Raw genomic sequence first — 18,121 nt, forward strand, 5'->3', positions numbered from 1 at the left:
TCAACCTGCGCGCGCTGGCCGTCGCCATGGAACTGTTCGGCGTACCGGGCAGGCTGCGCCTCCCGGGCGCCGACGGCGCCGAGCTGCCGGCCGGGCTCGGCCTGGCTCCGGCCTGGCAGTGGACCCTGCCCCTGGTCGTAGAGACTCCGGCGCCGCCGACCGCGTCGGCCCCGCAGGCCGCGCCCGTTGCGCCCGTCGCGCCCGCCGGGTCCGCCGGGTCCGCCGGACCCAGCGGGGACGGGACCGCGTGCCCCGATCCCGCCCTCGCCGAGGTCGTCGCCGTCAACCGCACCCAGCGGGGTGGAGGTCCGGCCGCGCCGCTGGCCGGTGCGATACCCGAGCTCCCCGGGGAACGCGGCCCGTCCTGGGCGGACGTCCTCTTCGAGCGGACCGCCGGCCGGATGCCGCGCCGCCTCTCGGGGATGAACGGCCGACGCCGCCAGGTCCCGCACACCGCGCTCACCGACGCCGCGGCCTGGCTGTCCGTGCCCCCGCCGGGCCCGCTGCGGGCGGTGGCCGACGCGATCCGCGTCACCGCCGTCGTCCAGGACGTCGACGGCTTCGCCGCCGGCCGCTACGAGGTGCGGGGCTCCCGCGTCGAGGCCCGGGACACCGCCGGGACCAGACTCCACGCCCGGCTGGAACGCGAGTACGGCTACCCGCTCACCCCGGGCAACGGCTGCGACGTGCGCCACGCGACGACCCTGTGGTTCCTGACCGCCCGTCCCGCCCGCCTGGTCGAGGAGTTCGGCCCCGCCGGATGGACGCTCGCCCAGTACGCCGCCGGCTGGATGACGCAGGGCCTGTCCCTGTCCGCCGCCGCGCACGGCCTGTATGCGCGCCCGGCCCGCGCCTTCGACGAGATCCCCGCGCAGCGGCTGCTCGGCCTGGAGCCCGACGAGACCGTGCTGCTCTCCGTCATCAGCGGCACCGGCCGCTTCACCGAGCAGGTATGGGACATGCGCCTGTGACCACCACCGACCACACCCCCGACACGACCGGCACCTGGACGGCCTGGCACCTTCACCTGCCCTCGTCCGCACAAACCGTCCACGACCGCGTCCTGCACGAGGCCGTCGCCCCGGCCGTCGCCGCACACCCCGGCCGGCCCTGGTTCTTCGTACGCTACTGGCAGGCCGGCCCGCACCTGCGACTGCGCATCGCCGGCCTCGCACCGGACGAGGCACACGCCACGGAACGCCGCCTGCGCGAGGCCCTGCCCGGCGCCGCGGCCCTGCGCGACGGCGAGGCACCCGTCGGCGACGCCGCCTTCGGGCGCGAGGCGCAGCGCCTCGCCCGCGCCGGAGAGGACGGCTCCGCCCTGCCCCCGGGCACGCCCCCGCTGCCCACGGGCGTGTACGGGGCGGCGTACGAGCCGGAGTACGAACGCTACGGCGGCGAAGGACTGATGCCCCTCTCCGAGTCCCTGTTCACGCTCTCCAGCACCCTCGTCCTCGGCTTCCTCGCCTCCCGGCCGCGCGGCCGCCGCGCCCGCGCCCTGTTCGCCCTGGGCGCCGCCGCGTGCGCGGCCGCCGCGCTCGGCGACGGCCCCGACGCGGAGACCTTCCGCGCGCACGGCCTCGCCTCGTGGCGGCGCTGGCTCCTCGGCTACGGCCACGGCCCGGACGACGTGGACCAGTGGGTGGCGGCCGCGGGCACCGCCCCTGGGGAGGCCGAGCAGGAACGGGCCGTCCTCGCGGCCGCCGGGTCCGGCACCGGCCCGCTCGCCCCGTGGCAGCGCGAACTGACCGCAGCCGCCGCGGTGTGGCGCGCCACCCCCGGCGTCGAGCCCGGCCGGCTGCTCTTCTCCCACCTGCACATGCTGCACAACCGCCTCGGCCTCGGCATCGCCGACGAACTCCTCACCTACGCACGGCTCGCACCGCTCCCCCCGCACCCCGCCGACCTTCCCCGGAGCACCCGATGACCCCGACCTCCCGGGCGCTGGCAGCGCCCCGCCGCACCGCCCTCGGCCGCCTGGTCGAGGACCCGCCCGGCTTCGCCGCGCACCTGCCCGAGGAACCCCGGCTGCGGCGCGCCGCGGGCGACTTCTCCGACCTGTTCGGCCTCGCCGAGGTCGACGTCCTGCTCACCGACCGGGCGCTGCGCAGGCCCGCGTTCCGGGTCATCCGCGACGGCGCGCAGGTCCCCGACGCGTCCTGCCTGCACGGCGGCCTGCTCTACCCGGACGTCGCCGACCCGGGCAAGATCTCCGGCCTGCTGGCGGAGGGGGCCACCCTCGTCTTCCAGGGGCTGCAGGAACTGACCGGCCCGCTCGCCGAGTTCGGCCGGCGCCTCGGCCACGACCTGGGCCGCCCGGTCAACGTGAACGCGTACGTGACACCGGCCGGCTCGCAGGGCTTCGGCGACCACTACGACACCCAGGACTCCTTCATCGTCCAGATCCACGGCAGCAAGCGGTGGACCCTGAAGGACCCCGCGCTCGCGCAACCGCTCAGCCACGAAACGGGCAGGCCCCTGCCCGAGGACGACGGCTCGGGCCGCACCCTCACCCTGGAGCCCGGAGACTGCCTCTGGCTCCCGCGCGGCTGGGTCCACTCGGCGCGCAGCACGGATACCGCGTCGGTGCACCTCACCATCAGCCTGTACGAGTGGACCGGCCACTGGGCGTGGACCCGGATCGCCGCCCGCGCCCCCGGTCTGCCCGGCCGCTTCCCGCTGAGCACGGACTTCTTCCGGGACCGGGCGGCGGCCGAGAAGGACATGGCGGCCCTGCGCGCCGAGCTGACGGAGTGGCTGGCCACGGCGGACGATTCCGCCCTGGTCGACCTGGTCCGCGCGGCCGGCGCCCCCGAATTCCCCTCTCCGGTCCGCCACCCGGCCCGCGAGGTCCTGTCACCCGAAGCGGACGAGGACGCCGAGTACACGGTGAACGCGCACGCCGTCCTGAACGCCGAGACGCGCGGGGACCGCCTGGTCCTCACCCTGGGCGCCCGCGGCCTGACCCTCCCGGCGGCGATGACCCCGCTCCTCGCCGACCTCCTCACCCTCGACCGCTTCCGCCCCTGCGACCTCCCCCCGACCCCGGGCACGACCGCCCTCCTGACGCGCCTCAGCGCGGAGGGCGTCATCACCCGCAGCCACTGACCTCTGGACGGCGGGCGCTCGGCAGTCTCCCGCCGCTCCTCCGCGGCCCGGATTCAGGCCCGGTGGCCGCCGGTGGGGATCCGTTCCGCTTCGGGCGCGGTCGGCTGTGCGGGCACCCGGTGGAGGACGGGCCGGGCCGGGGTTCCCGCCCGGACGTCCTCGATCCCGCGGCGCAGTCCGGCGCCCAACCGCCGCCCCAGCGGCCGTTCGACGAAACGGTGGACCACCCAGGCGACCACCAGCATCCCGGCGGTGGTGCCGAGGGCGAGGGGGACGGGGGCGACGCGGTCGCGGAAGTGGTGGATGACCGTCAGCCCGACCATCATGTGGATCAGGTAGAGGGGGTAGGTGACCGCGCCCGCGTGGCGCAGCCAGCGCCACCGGATGCCGTCCAGGACACCGAGCGCGAGGGCGGCCATCACGGCGAAGCCGAGCAGGATGATCACGTGGGCCGGCCAGGACGGCGTCTGCTCGGCGGCGGCCCGGCCGAGGCTGGAGATCATGCGGTCGCGCACGTAGTGCTGCGCGAGGAGGTACTGGACGCCGACGACGGCCCACAGCACGGCGTTCGGCCCGAAGCGGTGCATGAGGTGGAAGGCCATGCCGGCGATGAAGTACGGGGACGAGGACGGTATCGCGAAGAAGGACAGCACCCCGTTGTCGATGGCCGGGGCCACCGCCCCGGCCAGGGTCCAGACCCCGCAGAAGAGCACGCAGTTGCGGTACGTCACCCCGCGCATGACGACGAGCGCGAACAGGGCGTAGAACTTCAGCTCCACGAAGAGGGTCCAGTACGCGTCGTCGATGTGCGGGACCCCGAGGCCGCCCTGGAGCATCGACAGGTTCACCACGACATCGGTGAACCGTGCGATCGACCGCACCTCGGGCCAGGCGTACAGCACCAGCGAGGTCAGGACGACGGCCGTCCAGTAGGCGGGGAAGAGCCGCGCCACCCGGGACACCGCGAAATCGCCCAGGCTGCGGCCCCAGGCGCTCATGCAGATGACGAACCCGCTCACGAGGAAGAAGACCTCGACGCCGAGCCAGCCGTAGACGGCGAACCGGCGGGCGACCGGGAAGACGTCGGTGGTCGACCGGCCCCAGGCGCTGGCCAGGACGACGTAGTGGTAGAAGAGCACGGCCAGCGCGGCCAGGACCCGTATGCCGTCGAGGACGGCCAAGCGCTGAGGCTCGCCGCCTGACCCGCGCGTTCTCATCCTTCGCCCGCCCCCTCGCTCGCACTGCAGTCCTGTTACCGCCGCGTAAAGATCAGCGGAACAGTACAGCGTGCACGCCGGCGCCGACCCTGTCGGGAAGGGTCTGACGGTCGGCCGGCGCGGTGGGGCTGCCCGAAGTACCCGCCTGGGGTGGTCCCTGGTACCTGCCTGGACGCCGATGAGTTCCGGCACGGATCCCGGTCTGACATGGTGACCGACCGACCGACCGACCGACCGACCGACCGGCCCAGACCACCTTCCGGAGGAACCACATGCGAACCCTGATCAGCTCCGCCTTCGTCTCGCTGGACGGCGTCGTGGAGGCGCCGGGCGGCGAGCCCGGCTACCGGAACTCCGGCTGGACCTTCAAGGACGTGGAGTTCCTTCCCGAGGCCTTCGAGATCAAGGAGCGGGAGCAGAGGGAAGCGTCCGCGATCCTGCTGGGCCGGACCAGCTACGAGGCGTTCAGCCCCGTCTGGCCGGACATGGCGGACTTCGCCGACTACAAGCTCATGCCGAAGTACGTCGTCTCCACCACCCTCACCGAGGAACGGCTCGTCACGAACTGGGGGGAGACCACGATCCTCCGCTCGCTGGACGAGGTCGCCGCGCTGAAGGAGACCGAGGGCGGCCCGATCATCATCCACGGCAGCGCCACCCTCAACCGAGGCCTCTCGGACGCGGGTCTCATCGACCGCTACCACCTGCTCGTGTTCCCGCTCCTGCTCGGCGCGGGCAAGCGGCTGTTCAGCGGCTCGGACCGGGACACCCAGAAGCTGAAGCTGGTCGAGCACGAGGCGTACGCCAACGGCCTGCAGAAGCAGGTCTTCGACGTCGTCCGCTGACGCCCCCCGAGCCCGGCGGCGAACCCGCCGGGCTGCCGACCGCGCGCCGGGGGCGGGGACCCGGACCTGCTCACGGCCGGCGCCGCCCGGGACCCCGCCCCCGTCCGCCCCCATCCGGCAGAATGGGGGCAACGGGACGGCCGGCAGTGAGGGGCGGGGTGGGAACGTGGGGCTTTTCGGCCGGCGAAGCCGACGCAAGGGCATACCGGACGATCCGGCGCTGTCGGCCCAGGCCGCCGCGAATCCCGGTGGCAGCGTCGCCGAGATCGACACGGCGTACATCGACGACCCGAACGGCTACGTTCCTCCGGAGGCGATCCGCGGCGCGTGGCTGGTGGACAGCAGCGGCAAGCTGACGGGGGAGTACCAGGAGAACCCCCGTCACGGGGTCCCGCAGGACGACTTCGGCAAGCTGACCGACCCCGACCACTGGCTCGGCTGGATGGGCGACGACCCCGCGGCCGCCGTCCGGACCGGCATCGAGGAGTCCTTGCGCGCCCAGGTGGCGGACGCGGTGGTCGAGTGGGTCAAGATCCTCGAAACACCCCGCTTCCTCACGGCTGGGCGCCGTTCCGAGGACGGACAGACCCTGCTGGTCACCCGCGCGGCACTCGCCGCGCCGTTCGCGCTGTCCGTGCGCGCGACGCAGCACGGGCGCTCCGTCCTCCTCGGCGTCTTCTCCTGGGCGGCGGTGAACCTGGCATCACCCGAGCCCCGCAGGGACCGGCACTGGTTCGACCTGAACGTCGGCCTGGACTGGGCCGACGAACGGCTCCAAGAGCGGATCTACGAACTCGGCACCCAGAGCGGCGGCCCCGCCGAACGGTAGAGGGGCCTGACCCCCTCGGAGGCGGGTGGTCAGAACCCGCGGGGCGCTCCGGCCAGGCGGTGCAGGCGGACTTCCGTGAGGCGCCCGTCCGCTGCCCGGGCCGTCATGTACGTGCAGTACGGCTGGCGGCGCCGGTCGGTCGGGGAGCCCGGGTTGAGCAGCCGCAGCCGGTCTCCCGCCGTCGTGTCCCACGGGATGTGGCTGTGGCCGAAGACCAGTACGTCCACGTCCGGGAACCGCGCGGCGCAGCGCTCCTCACGCCCCCGCGCCGGGCCCGTCTCGTGCACCACGGCGAACCGCAGACCGCCCAGCTCCGCGTACGCGACCTCGGGCAGCCGGGCCCGAAGCGGCGGCCCGTCGTTGTTCCCGTACACGGCCACCAGCCGGCGCGCCCGCTGCTGGAGCAGGTCGAGCGTGGCCGTGTCGGTCCAGTCCCCGGCGTGGATGACGACGTCCGCACGCGGGACGCGTTCCAGCAGCTCCGCCGGCAGCACCCTGGCCCGCGCGGGAACGTGCGTGTCCGATACCAGCAGCAGCTCCACGGACCCACGCTAGCCGCCCCCGGACGGGACGGGGCGTAGGTCGGCGCCGGCCGGTGTGGGGGCTTCGGCGTGTTCCCTGATCGCCGCCTCCACCGCGTCTCGGGAGGGCCCGCGCGCCGGCGGGCCTGACGGGACCGGGAGTCGCGGTGCCGGCCGCAGGACGCGGGTCTACCAGGCGAGCGGCTTCCCGTCCCGGAAGAAACCGCCGGTGGGCCCGGAGTCGGGGAGGGTGGCGGCCCAGACGACGCCGGCGGCGCCCTCCTCGACGGGTCCGCCGCCCGGCCCGCCCATGTCGGTCGCGATCCAGCCCGGGCAGACGGCGTTGACGAGGATCCCCTCGGTACGCAGCTCGTCGGCGAGCTTGCGGGTCAGGGCGTTGAGGGCGGCCTTCGAGACCCCGTAGGCGGGGGTGCCGCCCGACATGGCCTCCAGGGAGCCGGACTCGCTGGAGACGTTCACCACGCGGGGGTGGGGCGAGCGGCGCAGCAGCGGCAGGAACGCCTGCGCGGTCCGCCACGGGCCGAAGAGGTTGGTCCGCAGCGTGCGCTCGACCTCGTCGAGGTCGACGGAGACGGCGCGCCGGGAGGTGTCGTAGTTGACGGCGGCGTTGTTGACGAGCACGTCGAGGCGCCCGAACTCCGCCTCGACGCTGCGGGCGAGGGCGCGGACGCCGCCGTCCTCGGTCACGTCCAGCCGGCGCGGCAGCAGCGCGCCGGCGCCGGGTACTCCGGGGGCCAGGCCGGCGGCGGCCCGCTCGGCGTCCTCCAGCCGGCGGGCGCACAGCAGGACCGTGTGGCCGAGCGCGGCGAGCCGGCGCGCGGTCTCCAGCCCGATGCCGCGGTTGGCGCCGGTGACCAGTGATACCGGCGTGATGGTGCTCATGACTCCTCCTCGGCGCGGACCAACGTGATCCGGTCAGCCAGTCGGCACGCTATGCCGTGGTGCCGGCGGTGCGGATCGGACCAGGGTCGCAGCCGGTATGCGGCCATGGACGTAGTCCCGAGCCCTGACCCGGAGGGCTCAGCGGCTCACCGGCTCACCGGCCGTCGCCCGGCGTGCGCCGCGCCTCGCTCCATGCCTCGGGGCTGCGGTGGTGATTGCGGTGTCCGGCGGCGAGCACCCGCCGCAGCGCGGCCAGGTGCTCGGTACCGGCGGGGAGTTCCAGCCGGTCCAACAGGGCGAGCGCGGGCTCCGGTTCGAGCTGCCCGTACACGTCGTGGTAGCTCGCCCGCAGGGCCCTGAAGACGGCCGGCCGCAGTTCGGGCACCCGGGCCGCCGCCTCGTAGGTGGCGGCCTTGGCCTCCCACGGCACCGGGCCCGAAACCTCCAGGACCCGGCGCGCCCGGCGCAGCAGCGGCTCCGGGGCGCCGACCTCCAGCCGGTCGCGGTCGTTGCCGAGGACCTCGGCGAAGGCCTCCCCGGCGGTCTGCCAGACCTCGAACCAGTCGGACCAGAGCGACTCGGCGATCGCCGGGTACTCCCGGACGGCCTCCAGCCTGCGGCGGTAGCCGCCCCAGAGCGGCTCCGCGGGCAGCGGTCCCTCGGGCCCGAGATGGGCCGAGTGGATCTGCCAGGTCACCAGGACGTGCCCGCCCAGCAGGTCCATCAGCCCGAGCGCCACCCGCAACCTGCCCGCCAGATCGAGCCCTTCGTCGGTGAAGGCCATCGAACCGAGCCCGTTGCACACGTCCTCCCCGGTGAGGGTCTCTACGGGCGGTTCCGCGTCGTACCAGGCATCGGGGCCGGTCTGCGTGATGCCGTCCTCGGCGAGCCAGCGGCGGGCGACCTCGCCGTCGGGTATGTCGGCCAGGAAGGCGGTGACCGCCTCGGTGAACTCCGCCGGGGCGGCGGCGTGCACCAGATGGCCGACCGGGATCGTGGTGAGCCGGGCGTCCGGGATCCGGCGGGCGAGGTCGGCAAGGCCCTCCTGCGGGACGTGGCTGTCCGGCCCGCCCCCCACCACCAGGGTCGGGGCCGTGATCAGGGCAAGGCCCTCCAGCCAGGACGGGTCCGGGCGGTCCAGCTGGGACCGCAGCGCCGGCACCACCGCCCAGTCGAAGGCCAACTCCCCCTCGGGCCGCACGGCAGCGCGCGGCTCGCGGGGGAGGGGCGGCGGTACGTCCTCCAGCACCAGCCGGACCACCCGCCAGGGGCTGTGCTGCGCCACCAGGAACGCGACCACGCCGCCCATCGAGTGCCCCACCAGGTCCACCCGGTCCAGGCCGACGGCGTCCAGGAAGCCCAGTACGTCGTCCCGCATCAGCTCCAGCGAGTACGCGCCGGCCCGCTCGCTGCGGCCGTGACCCCGCAGGTCCAGGGCGTACACCCGGCGGTCCCGCGCGAGCGCGTCCCGTACGGTGGCCCAGTCGTCCGCGGTCTCGCCCAGGGCCGGCAGCAGGAGCAGCGGGTCGCCGCCGACCGGCCCGGCCACCTGGTACGCCAGCCGGACGCCGTTCACGGTGAGGCTCTGGTGCTCTGTCACCCGGCCGACCCTACTCGGGGCTGCCGGGCCACGTCGCGCGCCCGGCGCCGGGTGCGGGGGATTCCCGGCAGGCTCCGGCGTTGGATGACGACCAGGGCTGCTGTTCGAACGGGAGAGGCCTCGGGGACGCCGGTCGTGTCCGGGTGTCGGTCGTGCCCCGCCCCCTCGTCGAATCCGCTGGAGCGAAGGCCTCCGGGGCGGCGTTCCCGCCGGCGGCGGTGGTCCACCAGACGCCGAGCCGCTGACGGACCACGAGCCAGCCGCGCCGCGGGTCCCGGCGGAACTCCCAGTCATAGGGCCCGCCCATGGAGTAGGGGCCGGCGGCCGAACCGGGGTCGGTGACGGCCACGAACCACATGTAGCCGCTGCCGACGGCCCGGGAACCGGTCCCGGTACCGGTACCGGTACCGGGACCGGTACCAGGACCGGTCACCTCGACGTGCAGGTTGAGGATGTGGTGCTGCATCCTCACGAAGGACGCCTCGGCCTCCTCCACCCGCACCCGGATAGCCTCCTTCCCCCGGATCGGCCCCCACGGGCCGAAGTCCAGCTCGGCGTCCTCGGCCCAGCACGCCGCCCAGGTGGCCCAGTCCTTGCGGTCCAGGGCCCTCCACCCGCGCAGGAGCAGGCCGCGGAGCGCCGCCTCGTCCTCCAGCACCCGCAAGCGGCGCGACAGGTCTTCGTACGTCATGCCCGGGCCCCGGGTCCCCGGGTTCCCGGTCCCTGGCCCCGGCTCACTGGGCACTCGCGGCGGGACGGATCACGAGTTCGTTCACGTCGACCCCCGCCGGCTGGGAGACGGCGTACGCGATGCCGTCGGCGACGGCCGAGGCCGCCAGGGCCACGGCGCGGTAGGCCTTCATCGCTTCCCGGGCCGTCGGATCGCCGATGGAGTCGGCGAGTTCGGACTCGGTCACCCCGGGGGAGACGAGGGTGACCCGGATGCGGCCGTCCCCGCACTCCTGGCGCAGCCCCTCGGAGATCGCGCGGACGGCGAACTTGCTCGCGCAGTAGACGGCCGCCGTCGGCGAGACCTCGTAGGCCCCGACGGACGCGATGTTCACCACGTGACCGCCGCCCTGGGCGCGCATCACCGGCAGTGCGGCGGCGATCCCGTGCAGCACCCCGCGGACGTTCACGTCGATGGTCCGGTGCCACTCCTCGACCCGGAGCGCGGCCAGGGGCGAGAGCGGCATCACGCCCGCGTTGTTGACCATCACGTCCAGCCGGCCGAAGCGCTCGCGGGCAGCCGCCACGAAGCCGTGCACGTCCGCCGCGCTGCTGACGTCCAGGGCGCGGAAGGCCGCACTCCCACCCCGCGCGGTGATCTCGCGGACCAGCGCGTCGAGCCGGTCGGTCCGCCTGGCACCGAGGAACACGTGATGGCCGTCGTCCGCAAGGCGACGGGCGGTCGCCTCACCGATGCCGCTGCTGGCACCGGTGATCGCGACGGCCTTGGCTGGTGCCTTCGTCATGTGCTGTCTCTTCCTCTCGATAACGGGCAGAGCCGGACCGGCCCCGACGGGGCGGCCGGCCCAGCCGGCGTCACCGAGTCTGGGCAGCCGGCGGCCCGCCTGCCAGGACGGGTGTTGCCTGGGTGCACCGCACCCGGGCAACACCCACCCGGGCAACGCCCCTCCCGACGGCCTAACCTGACGGCATGCCCGACAACCAGCTGGGAGAGTTCCTACGCGCCCGCCGCGCGGCGCTCAGCCCCGAAGACGCCGCCCTGCCCAGCCACGGCAGGCGCAGGGTCAGCGGGCTGCGCCGCGAAGAGGTCGCCTTCCTGGCCCGCATGAGCGCCGACTACTACACCCGGCTCGAACAGGGACGTGAACGCCGCCCCTCCCCCCAGCTCCTCGACGCCCTCGCCCGCGCCCTGCACCTGGAGCCCGACGCCCGCACCCACCTGCACCAGCTGGCCGGGACCACCCTGCCCGGACCGCCCGCCCCCGTGGACCGCCGGCAGATCAGCCCCTTCCTGCGCCAGATGCTCGACGGCTTCACCGCCGCCCCCGCGTTCGTGATCAACGGGACCCTGGACGTCCTGGCCGCCAACGCGCTGGCCGACGCCCTCTACGCACCCTTCACACCGGCCGACAACCTGGCCCGCATGGTCTTCCTGGATCCCGCGGCCCAGCCCTTCCACACCCGGTGGGCCGACACGGCGGAGGCCGTCGCAGCCCACCTCCGCCACACGGCGGGCCTGGCCCCCGACAGCGCACCCCTGCGCCACCTGGCGGTGGTGCGAGGATGCGGGGATGCGCGAGGTCCATGAGCTGGTCGACGTCGATGATCCGGCCTGGCCGGTCCTCCTTGAGGAGCTGTCCGGCACCGGCGTTCCCGTCGAGGTGCTGCCCGGCGATGCCGAGGCGGGCCGCGCCGGCCTACGGCAGCTGCAGATCTCCGCCCGGTCGAACCTGGGCGGGATCGTGCTGAACTGCGGCGGGCTGCTCGTGGACAGCGGATGGCTGCGGGTCTACGGGAGTCCGGGCGCCTCCGGCGCCGAGGGCCTGCCCGGGCTGGCCGAGGTCAACGCGATGCCGTCGGCCTTCGACCCCGCGTGGCGGCCGGGGGCGGGCCTGGTGGTGGCGCACGATGTGCTGGGCGGAGTCTTCGCCCTCAACGGGGGCGATCCCCGCGCGGTCGGCCGGCCCGGCGAGCCGGGGGAGGTCGTCTACTTCGCCCCCGACGCCCTGGGCTGGGAGGCCCTGGGTGCCGGTCACTCGGCCTGGCTGTCCTGGATCCTCGCCGGGGGACTCGAGGAGTTCTACGGGGGCTTGCGGTGGGACGGCTGGCGCGGTGAGGTCTCCGTGCTGAACGGGCGGCAGGGGCTGTCGTTCTTTCCGCCGCTGTGGTCGGCGGAGGCCCGCCAGGACCTGCCGGCGACCAGCCGTCGTGCGGTGCCCATGGCGGAACTCCTGGGCCTCAGCCGCGATTCGTGCCTGCAGTTCGACGGCGCCGACCCGGGTTTCCTCGGCGCCGCATGAACCGGCTCACCCGCCCGCCGGGCGTAGGCACGTCTACAGGCCGGCACGGGCGAGGAGGTCCTCCGCCTGTTCGCGCGTGAGCTCGGGCGGAGCCGGCGCACGCGGAGGGCAGGCGTGGGTGTTTCGGCGGAAGGACAGGAACCAGTCGGCAATGCGAACCCAGGAATCCGGGTCAGCGGCCGGCTCCGCGGACGGACCGGCCTACCGGACGGCGATCGCACGGGTCTGTGGATCGGCGAGGAAAGCAGGCAGCAGGTCCGTCGGCGGCGGGTACACGGAAGCGGCATCCCTGCGGACGTTGGATCAGAGTCGGTGAGCAGAGCCCGGCGCACCGGCTCCGGCGCATGCCGGCAGGGGCGGACAAGGGGCGCGCGCACGCTTGGTCCTGGATCCTTGGCCAGCACAGCCAACAGCTCAGGCGGCAGATGCTCGTTTATCGCAAGGAACACGCGCACGGACGGATCCCGATCGGCCGCCAGGCGTGCCGAGCCGAGCCTGGTGATCTCCTCCATCACCCCCACTCGTCCGGGGAGGGCGGGGACGCCCGGTGACGCGTCCCCGCGCTCAGCGCGTGCCGTGTGTCACTGGCTGAGGATGTGGCTCGTCCACTGGCCGGCGGCGCCCTGCCTGAAGGCTTCGTTGCTCAGGATCTGGGTGCCGAGGTCGCCGGCGGGTGCGGTGCCGTTGTGGGAGCCGACGGTGTTGTCGTGGCCGGCGTTGAAGACGTCGTCGCCGGCGACCTGTTGCAGGTCGCCGAAGACGATCGAGTACGTGTTGTTGATCGGTGCGTAGACGGTGAAGCCGTCGTCGGCGGAGGCGACGGAGGCGCCCGCGAGGAGGATGCCGCCGGTGGCGAGGGCGGTCAGGGCGCAGCGGATCGATCGCACGGTTCTGCCTTTCGTGGAGGGCGGGGGAGCAGTGCGAAGGTAGGCCGCCCCGCCCGGCGAACGTCCGTACCGGGCGCCGCACGGCCCGAGTCCATCCGTACGGCGGAGCCCGCGAGGTGTGGCCTAGGGCCTGTCGTCAAACTCCCGTCGTCGCCCGGAGGGCGGCCCTGCGGCGTCTGGTGCGTGCTCTCGGTGCGCCGGGCGGAAGCCCGCGTACTGGACGTACTTGGCTTTCGCCCGGTGCGGCGAGAGCGCGTGCCAGGCGTCGCGGGGCAGACGGGAGTTTGACGACAGGCCCTAGCGCGGCCAGTCGGGCGCGGGGTCCTCGTCGAGGAGGGGTCGGATCGCCCCGATGAGGGCGCCGACGCAGACGTCGCGGAGTTCGGCGCGGGTGCAGGTCTGCTGCGTCAGCCAGTCCACGCACAGCACCTGGACGAAGACCAGCCAGCTCTTGAGGACCCCCGACACGGCGGCGCGGCGGGTCGCGCCGTCGGCGAGCGGGAGGACGCCGAGGAGCCGCTCGCGCAGCGCGTCGAGTTCACCGGTGATGATCGTCTGGATCACGGGGTCGCCCGCGAGGACGCGGTTCGCGGCCAGGACGGTGTTGCGGTTCTCCGCGAAGTACGCGATGTGCGCGTCCAGGCCCTGGGTGAGCTGTTCCACCAGCGTGTCGGCGGGGTCGAGCCGCGTCTGGGCGAGCAACTGGTCGGCGACCTGCGCGTAGAGGGCGGCGAAGAGGTCCCGCTTGCCCGGGAAGTGCTGGTAGAGCAGCGCGCGGGAGACCCCGGCGTGCTCGGCGACGTGCTCCATCAGCACGTCGTCGTAGGGCTGCGCGGCGAAGAGCCGCGCCGCGACGCCGAGGAGTTGGGTCCGGCGTTCGGCGGGACTGAGTCGCTTGCGGGGAGCAGGAGGAGTGGGAGGAGCGGCAGGCATTTCGCCAGCTTACTTGACACGCGTCCAGTAGTGGCGGCTAGCTTGGTGGACACGCGTCAAGTAGGCGGAGGGGTGATCAGCCATGACCAAGGCCAGGATCCTGCGGGTGCTCGCGCAGGCGATGGGGTACGCGTGCCTCGCGATCGGGCTCGCGCACGTACTGCTCGGCAACCTGTCCGTCCCCGGCGCCGGTTCGGCCGGCCCGACCATCGACAGCCTCGGCCGCTTCTTCGGGGCGGTCTTCGCCGGATACGGTCTGGCCTGGCTCTGGGCGGCCCGGCAGCAAACCGTGCCCGCGCCGGCCGTCCGCGCGCTGGCCGGGGTGTTCCTGCTGGGCGCGGTCGGCCGGCTGCTCTCCCTAGCGGTGGCCGGATGGCCGCACTGGTTCCAGGTGGCGCTGACGGCCCTCGAACTGGCGTTGGCACCGGTGTTCTTCTGGCTGGCCGATGCGGACGCGGATGCGGGCACCGACACCGAGGAGCGGGCGGCCCCGAACCGCTGAGGCGCGCCGCGCGCGGCGAGGCCCTCCACGCGCCCTCGATCAACCGGTACGTCAGCCGGCCCCAGGGCCGAAGGGGTTGTCGATGGCGTACCGCCACCGGCCGTCCGGACCCCGCCGGGCCACGTCGGTGGCCGTACCCTCGACGTGTACGGGCACGCCGTCGCGGCCGGTCCGCCAGCGCGGCGGCGTCGCCGCTGTTGAACCGCTCGGCGAACACCGCGGGCCCTTCTTCGGGCCGCTCGGCCAGTTCTCACCCCGAGCGGGCACCGCCTCGGCCCGGTGCTCCAGCCCCTGTGGGACTGGGGAGCGCAGCCCGCCCCCGCCCCCGCCCCGGCCTCGCCGCGAGGGACCGTCGTCGCCCAGGAGGGTGACATGCTTGAGGGGCCCAAGGGGCCCGGGCACCCGGGTCATCGAGGACGACTCCACCGACGGCTGCACGGCAAGGCTTCCAGATGATCTCCCACACGCGTACGACGGACGTCCTCCCCGGCACCAGGGGCGGTGCGGCGGCCACGGCGATCACGGCGGCCGCGGTCCTCGCGCTCACGACCGGCTGTGACTCCGGCCCGGGCGGATCGGGCGCCCGCGCCACGAGCCGCCCGGTGAAGGACACGAGGATCACCGCCGAGCCGGGCGAGCGCTTCACGCTCACCGTCGGCCAGAACGCCTCCACCCGCGAGTACTGGTACCTGGTCGACCCGGAGCCCGACCGCTCCGTGCTGCTCAGCCGCGGCCAGGCCTACGCGGCGGACTCCGGCGCCGAAGGGACGGCCGGTGCCGGAGGCCGGCTCACCTTCACCTTCGAGGCCAAGGGCAAGGGGACCACGCGGTTCACGCTGCTGCACTGCACGTTCACCACCTGCCAGGGCAACACCGCCTCCCTGCCCCCCTCGACGGCGAGCCCCTCGGCCGTACCCACCACCACGGCCACACCCCCCGCGCAGGCGCCCGAGCGCATCACCTACACCGTTACCGTCGGCTGAGCCGGAACACCCCGCCGGGAAGCGCTCAGGGGCGCTCCGGCGCACCCACCGGCGGCTCTGGGTGCTCCGAGCGGATCTCCGGCTCCAGGCCCTGCGCGGGCGTGGTGCGCCGCCGCCCGACGTCCGCCCGCCAGGCTTCGAACGCCAGGGTCGTCGCCGTCACCACGGCCAGGCCGAGCAGACAGCCCCCCACCACGTCGCTCACCCAGTGCACGCCGAGCGCCACCCGGGTGTAGCCCACGCCCACCACCGATACCGCCGCGAGCCCCCACGCCACCGGACGCAGGCGCCGGGGCACCAGCGGCAGCAGCGCCAGCAGCAGCACCGCGCAGGACGTGGTCGCCGTCATCGCGTGCCCGGACGGGAAGGAGTAGCCGGGCGCGTGGGCGACCGGGTCGGGCAGGTGGGGCCGGGCCCGCGCGACCGCGTGCTTCACCAGCAGGCCGAGCAGGCCCCCGGCCGTCGCGGTGACGGCCGCCCACGCCGCCAGCCGCACCGCACCCCGCACGAGGAGCCACACCACCAGCGCCGCCACCAGCAGCCGCATCGTCACGGGGTCCCAGACCACGTCCGTCAGGACGCCGAGCAGCCGCACCCACGCCGGATGCTCCAGCGCGGCCGCGTGCAGCCGCTCGGCCGTGCCCCGGTCCAGCCGCGCCAGCGGCGGCCACTGCGATTCGACCAGTACGAGGGCCAGCGCGAACGGTACGGACACCAGCGCGGTGGCCGACACCGTCGCCAGCAGCCGCGCGCCGAACCGCGCGTCGGGCCCCGGGCGGCCACGGAGCCGGTCGGTGCGTCCCGGGCGCGTCCCGGGCGCGCCGTCACACACCGGGGTCCTCCGTGACCGGTTCCCTCACCCCGGCCCGTACGGCCTCCAACTGCGCGGCGAAGGCCAGCCCCAGGAACAGGGCCAAGGAGGTCAGGTAGGACCACAGCAGCAGCGACACGAACGCGCTGAGGGGCCCGTACACGCTGGCGAAGGAGCCGCCGGCCCCGACGTACGCGCTCAGCCCCCAGGTGGCCGTCAGCCACAGCACCAGGTACACCGTCGCGCCGAACGCGAGCCAGGTGTAACCGGGCTGGGCGCGGCGGGGGGAGAGGCGGAAGACGGCGCTGGTGGCGAGCAGCGCCAGCAGCACCCCCACGGGCCAGCGCAGCAGGTCCCAGGCCCGGATGGTGCCCGCGCCGAGGTGGTACACCTCCGCGACGGCGCGGCTCAGGTGGGCGCCGAGGACGGTGACCGCGAAGCTGAGCCCGAGGGGCAGGCCGGCCAGGACGGACATCAGCAGCCCCCGGCCGTACTTGGACAGGAACGGCCGGTCGCGTTCCGTTCCGTAGATGCGGTTGGCGCCCCGCTCCACCTGGCACAGGGCGGTGGTCACGTTCACGACGGAGAACAGCAGGCCCAGCCAGAGGGCGAGCAGGCCCCCGTCCCCGGCCCGGTGACGGCTCTGCGCCAGGGCTTCGTCGACCACGTGCCGGCTCGGCCCGCTCGCGAGACTGCGGATCGTCAGTTCCGCGACGCGCCCGATGTCCTCGGTGTGCAGCGTGCTGGACAGCCCGATGACGGCGATGGCCAGCGGGACGATCGACAGCACCGTCTGCAGGGCCAGCGCCCTGGAATGGCTGAAGCCGTCGGCGTACCGGAACCGGATGAAGGAATCCCGTACGAGGCTCCAGCCGCCGTGGCGCCGCAGCGCGGCCACCGCCTCCTCGGCGGACAACTCCTCGCCCTCCACCTCCAGTTCGGCCGCCACGGCCGCCACGTCCTTGCGCTGCGGTACCCGTGTCGCGGTTCCCATGTCGGTCACCCCCTGTCGAAATCGTTGATCCGAGGCGCCGGTTCAGCCGTCGCGGGGCTGTGCGGGCCGCTCGGTGCGTCCGCGTTCCCGGCCGTGCGCGGCGGCAGCCACATCCGCAGGGCGCCCGGCTCGACCTCCGCGGTGAGCCGGGTGCCGGAGCCGATGACGTCGCCGTCGAGTTCGCGTGCCTGTGGGCGGGCGAAGCGGATGTCGACGCGTGCGGCGCTGAAGTACTCCAGCGCCCCGCCGGCCACCGGGCCGTACTCGCCGCGGGCTCCTCCCGCCGACCGGCGGCCGGGCAGCATGCACGCGCCGAGGTGGGCCGCCGCGGCGAGCCAGCCGCGGACACCGCGCGGATCGAGCAGCGCGACTTCCAGCCGGCCGCTGTCGGGCCGGGCTCCGGGCAGCAGCGGAAGTCCGCCCTGCAGGGTGCCGACGTTGCCGATGACGACCATGCGGGCGCGGCGCTCCCGCGCGGGGCCGCCGTCGAGCCGGATCGACAGGCGCATCCGGGGGTCTCGGAGGTGGCGGACGGCGGACAGCACGTACGCGGCCCAGCCGAGGCGTTCCTTCGCCCGCGCCGAGGTGCCGCCGACCATGGCGGCGTCGAAGCCGGCCCCCGCCATGACGGTGAACCGGGCGGCCCCGGGCCCGTCGCCCCCGACCCGGCCCACGTCGATCCGCGCGGTCTCCCCGGACAGGGCGGCCTCCAGCGCCCCGGCCGGATCGGCGGGCAGCCGCAGGTTGCGCGCCAGCAGGTTGCCGGTGCCGCAGGGGACCACCGCGAGCGGGATCCCGGTGCCGGCCAGCACGTCGGCGCAGGCCCGTACGGTGCCGTCGCCGCCGCAGACCACCACGAGGGCGGTGTCCTCCCCGGCGATCCGCCCCGCGAGACCGCCCGCGGCGTCCTCGGCGGAGGTCTCCGTCCACGCCTGGTCGGCGTACCCGTGGCGGCGCAGCACGCCCCGCACCCGCTCGGCCAGCTCCGCCCCGCAGCC

General features: G+C 74.5%; 18 protein-coding genes and 3 pseudogenes. 9 read left to right on the forward strand and 12 right to left on the reverse strand.

Annotated features, from left to right (window positions below):
- From SSNG_RS42675 to SSNG_RS38385, 3 genes and pseudogenes are all read left to right on the forward strand, one after another.
- Positions 1-971, forward strand: a pseudogene (locus SSNG_RS42675) (hypothetical protein); the annotation flags it as partial.
- Positions 968-1,927 (forward strand): thiopeptide-type bacteriocin biosynthesis protein, encoded by a 960-nt coding sequence (locus tag SSNG_RS34240; RefSeq protein WP_042804626.1) that lies wholly within the window; start codon positions 968-970, stop codon positions 1,925-1,927. The pseudogene SSNG_RS42675 and the gene SSNG_RS34240, both read left to right, overlap by 4 nt.
- The gene (locus tag SSNG_RS38385; protein WP_007268552.1) at positions 1,924-3,108 is read left to right on the forward strand and encodes a cupin domain-containing protein; all 1,185 of its coding nucleotides are present in this window, start codon (positions 1,924-1,926) and stop codon (positions 3,106-3,108) included. The genes SSNG_RS34240 and SSNG_RS38385 overlap by 4 nt, the downstream gene beginning before the upstream one ends.
- A 53-nt stretch (positions 3,109-3,161) precedes the next feature.
- On the opposite strand, the gene SSNG_RS34250 is transcribed toward SSNG_RS38385, so the two are convergent.
- Positions 3,162-4,289 carry an acyltransferase gene (locus tag SSNG_RS34250; RefSeq protein WP_241695305.1) on the reverse strand — a complete coding sequence of 376 codons (1,128 nt, stop codon included), beginning with the start codon at positions 4,287-4,289 and terminating at the stop codon, positions 3,162-3,164.
- A 308-nt stretch (positions 4,290-4,597) separates the two neighbouring features.
- Here SSNG_RS34250 and SSNG_RS34255 point away from each other — a divergent pair, with 308 nt between their 5' ends.
- Together SSNG_RS34255 and SSNG_RS34260 are read left to right on the forward strand one after the other, a co-directional pair.
- Positions 4,598-5,170 carry a dihydrofolate reductase family protein gene (locus SSNG_RS34255; protein ID WP_007268554.1) on the forward strand — a complete coding sequence of 191 codons (573 nt, stop codon included), beginning with the start codon at positions 4,598-4,600 and terminating at the stop codon, positions 5,168-5,170.
- 166 nt (positions 5,171-5,336) lie between these two features.
- Positions 5,337-5,999 carry a hypothetical protein gene (locus SSNG_RS34260; RefSeq protein WP_007268555.1) on the forward strand — a complete coding sequence of 221 codons (663 nt, stop codon included), beginning with the start codon at positions 5,337-5,339 and terminating at the stop codon, positions 5,997-5,999.
- 29 nt (positions 6,000-6,028) lie between these two features.
- Here SSNG_RS34260 and SSNG_RS34265 read toward each other — a convergent pair whose 3' ends face one another.
- The 5 genes from SSNG_RS34265 to SSNG_RS34290 form a co-directional block, all read right to left on the reverse strand.
- On the reverse strand, positions 6,029-6,541 hold the full coding sequence (locus tag SSNG_RS34265; protein WP_042804627.1) for a metallophosphoesterase: 513 nt from the start codon (positions 6,539-6,541) through the stop codon (positions 6,029-6,031).
- Positions 6,542-6,709: 168 nt separating this feature from the next.
- Positions 6,710-7,423 (reverse strand): SDR family oxidoreductase, encoded by a 714-nt coding sequence (locus tag SSNG_RS34270; protein ID WP_007268557.1) that lies wholly within the window; start codon positions 7,421-7,423, stop codon positions 6,710-6,712.
- A 154-nt stretch (positions 7,424-7,577) separates the two neighbouring features.
- On the reverse strand, positions 7,578-9,023 hold the full coding sequence (locus SSNG_RS45490; protein ID WP_007268558.1) for an alpha/beta fold hydrolase: 1,446 nt from the start codon (positions 9,021-9,023) through the stop codon (positions 7,578-7,580).
- A gap of 10 nt (positions 9,024-9,033) precedes the next feature.
- Entirely contained in the window at positions 9,034-9,714 is a 681-nt protein-coding gene (locus tag SSNG_RS44470; protein WP_007268559.1) for a nuclear transport factor 2 family protein, read from the reverse strand.
- 43 nt (positions 9,715-9,757) lie between these two features.
- Complete coding sequence (locus SSNG_RS34290; RefSeq protein ID WP_007268560.1) at positions 9,758-10,498, reverse strand: SDR family oxidoreductase; 741 nt, start codon at positions 10,496-10,498, stop codon at positions 9,758-9,760.
- A 185-nt stretch (positions 10,499-10,683) separates the two neighbouring features.
- Here SSNG_RS34290 and SSNG_RS34295 point away from each other — a divergent pair.
- Both SSNG_RS34295 and SSNG_RS34300 read left to right on the forward strand, forming a co-directional pair.
- Positions 10,684-11,262, forward strand: a pseudogene (locus SSNG_RS34295) (helix-turn-helix domain-containing protein); the annotation flags it as partial.
- A gap of 22 nt (positions 11,263-11,284) precedes the next feature.
- Complete coding sequence (locus SSNG_RS34300) at positions 11,285-12,013, forward strand: DUF2625 family protein (RefSeq protein ID WP_007268562.1); 729 nt, start codon at positions 11,285-11,287, stop codon at positions 12,011-12,013.
- A 581-nt stretch (positions 12,014-12,594) separates the two neighbouring features.
- Here SSNG_RS34300 and SSNG_RS34305 read toward each other — a convergent pair.
- A complete protein-coding gene (locus SSNG_RS34305) occupies positions 12,595-12,900 on the reverse strand; it encodes a hypothetical protein (RefSeq protein ID WP_007268563.1) in 306 nt (101 codons plus the stop codon).
- 297 nt (positions 12,901-13,197) lie between these two features.
- A complete protein-coding gene (locus SSNG_RS34310) occupies positions 13,198-13,833 on the reverse strand; it encodes a TetR/AcrR family transcriptional regulator (RefSeq protein ID WP_007268564.1) in 636 nt (211 codons plus the stop codon).
- An 82-nt stretch (positions 13,834-13,915) separates the two neighbouring features.
- Between SSNG_RS34310 and SSNG_RS34315 the strand changes: the two genes are divergently transcribed.
- A complete protein-coding gene (locus tag SSNG_RS34315) occupies positions 13,916-14,335 on the forward strand; it encodes a DUF4345 domain-containing protein (protein WP_007268565.1) in 420 nt (139 codons plus the stop codon).
- A gap of 51 nt (positions 14,336-14,386) precedes the next feature.
- Here SSNG_RS34315 and SSNG_RS44475 read toward each other — a convergent pair.
- Positions 14,387-14,503 (reverse strand): annotated as a pseudogene (locus tag SSNG_RS44475) (DUF4440 domain-containing protein); the annotation flags it as partial.
- A gap of 284 nt (positions 14,504-14,787) precedes the next feature.
- Here SSNG_RS44475 and SSNG_RS34320 point away from each other — a divergent pair.
- Positions 14,788-15,318, forward strand: a complete 531-nt coding sequence (locus tag SSNG_RS34320) for a protease inhibitor I42 family protein (protein WP_007268567.1) — start codon at positions 14,788-14,790, stop codon at positions 15,316-15,318.
- A 25-nt stretch (positions 15,319-15,343) separates the two neighbouring features.
- Here SSNG_RS34320 and SSNG_RS34325 read toward each other — a convergent pair whose 3' ends face one another.
- The 3 genes from SSNG_RS34325 to SSNG_RS34335 all read right to left on the reverse strand — a co-directional run.
- Entirely contained in the window at positions 15,344-16,150 is an 807-nt protein-coding gene (locus SSNG_RS34325) for a phosphatase PAP2 family protein (protein WP_007268568.1), read from the reverse strand.
- A complete protein-coding gene (locus SSNG_RS34330; RefSeq protein WP_007268569.1) occupies positions 16,143-17,123 on the reverse strand; it encodes a YihY/virulence factor BrkB family protein in 981 nt (326 codons plus the stop codon). The genes SSNG_RS34325 and SSNG_RS34330 overlap by 8 nt, the downstream gene beginning before the upstream one ends.
- Positions 17,124-17,128: 5 nt before the next feature.
- A partial coding sequence (locus SSNG_RS34335) for a diacylglycerol kinase family protein (protein WP_128637614.1) occupies positions 17,129-18,121 on the reverse strand: 993 nt, incomplete at its 5' end.

Source organism: Streptomyces sp. C (genome assembly GCF_000158895.1).
Classification (GTDB): Bacteria; Actinomycetota; Actinomycetes; order Streptomycetales; family Streptomycetaceae; genus Streptomyces; species Streptomyces racemochromogenes.

Excerpts from the sequence above, each read along its gene's own strand:
- SSNG_RS34310 (WP_007268564.1), bottom strand. The coding sequence starts at position 13,833 with ATGCCTGCCGCTCCTCCCACTCCTCCTGCTCCCCGCAAGCGACTCAGT.
- SSNG_RS34300 (WP_007268562.1), top strand. The coding sequence starts at position 11,285 with ATGCGCGAGGTCCATGAGCTGGTCGACGTCGATGATCCGGCCTGGCCG.
- SSNG_RS34255 (WP_007268554.1), top strand. The coding sequence starts at position 4,598 with ATGCGAACCCTGATCAGCTCCGCCTTCGTCTCGCTGGACGGCGTCGTG.
- SSNG_RS34270 (WP_007268557.1), bottom strand. The coding sequence starts at position 7,423 with ATGAGCACCATCACGCCGGTATCACTGGTCACCGGCGCCAACCGCGGC.
- SSNG_RS38385 (WP_007268552.1), top strand. The coding sequence starts at position 1,924 with ATGACCCCGACCTCCCGGGCGCTGGCAGCGCCCCGCCGCACCGCCCTC.
- SSNG_RS34320 (WP_007268567.1), top strand. The coding sequence starts at position 14,788 with ATGATCTCCCACACGCGTACGACGGACGTCCTCCCCGGCACCAGGGGC.
- SSNG_RS34330 (WP_007268569.1), bottom strand. The coding sequence starts at position 17,123 with ATGGGAACCGCGACACGGGTACCGCAGCGCAAGGACGTGGCGGCCGTG.
- SSNG_RS34290 (WP_007268560.1), bottom strand. The coding sequence starts at position 10,498 with ATGACGAAGGCACCAGCCAAGGCCGTCGCGATCACCGGTGCCAGCAGC.
- SSNG_RS44470 (WP_007268559.1), bottom strand. The coding sequence starts at position 9,714 with ATGACGTACGAAGACCTGTCGCGCCGCTTGCGGGTGCTGGAGGACGAG.
- SSNG_RS34315 (WP_007268565.1), top strand. The coding sequence starts at position 13,916 with ATGACCAAGGCCAGGATCCTGCGGGTGCTCGCGCAGGCGATGGGGTAC.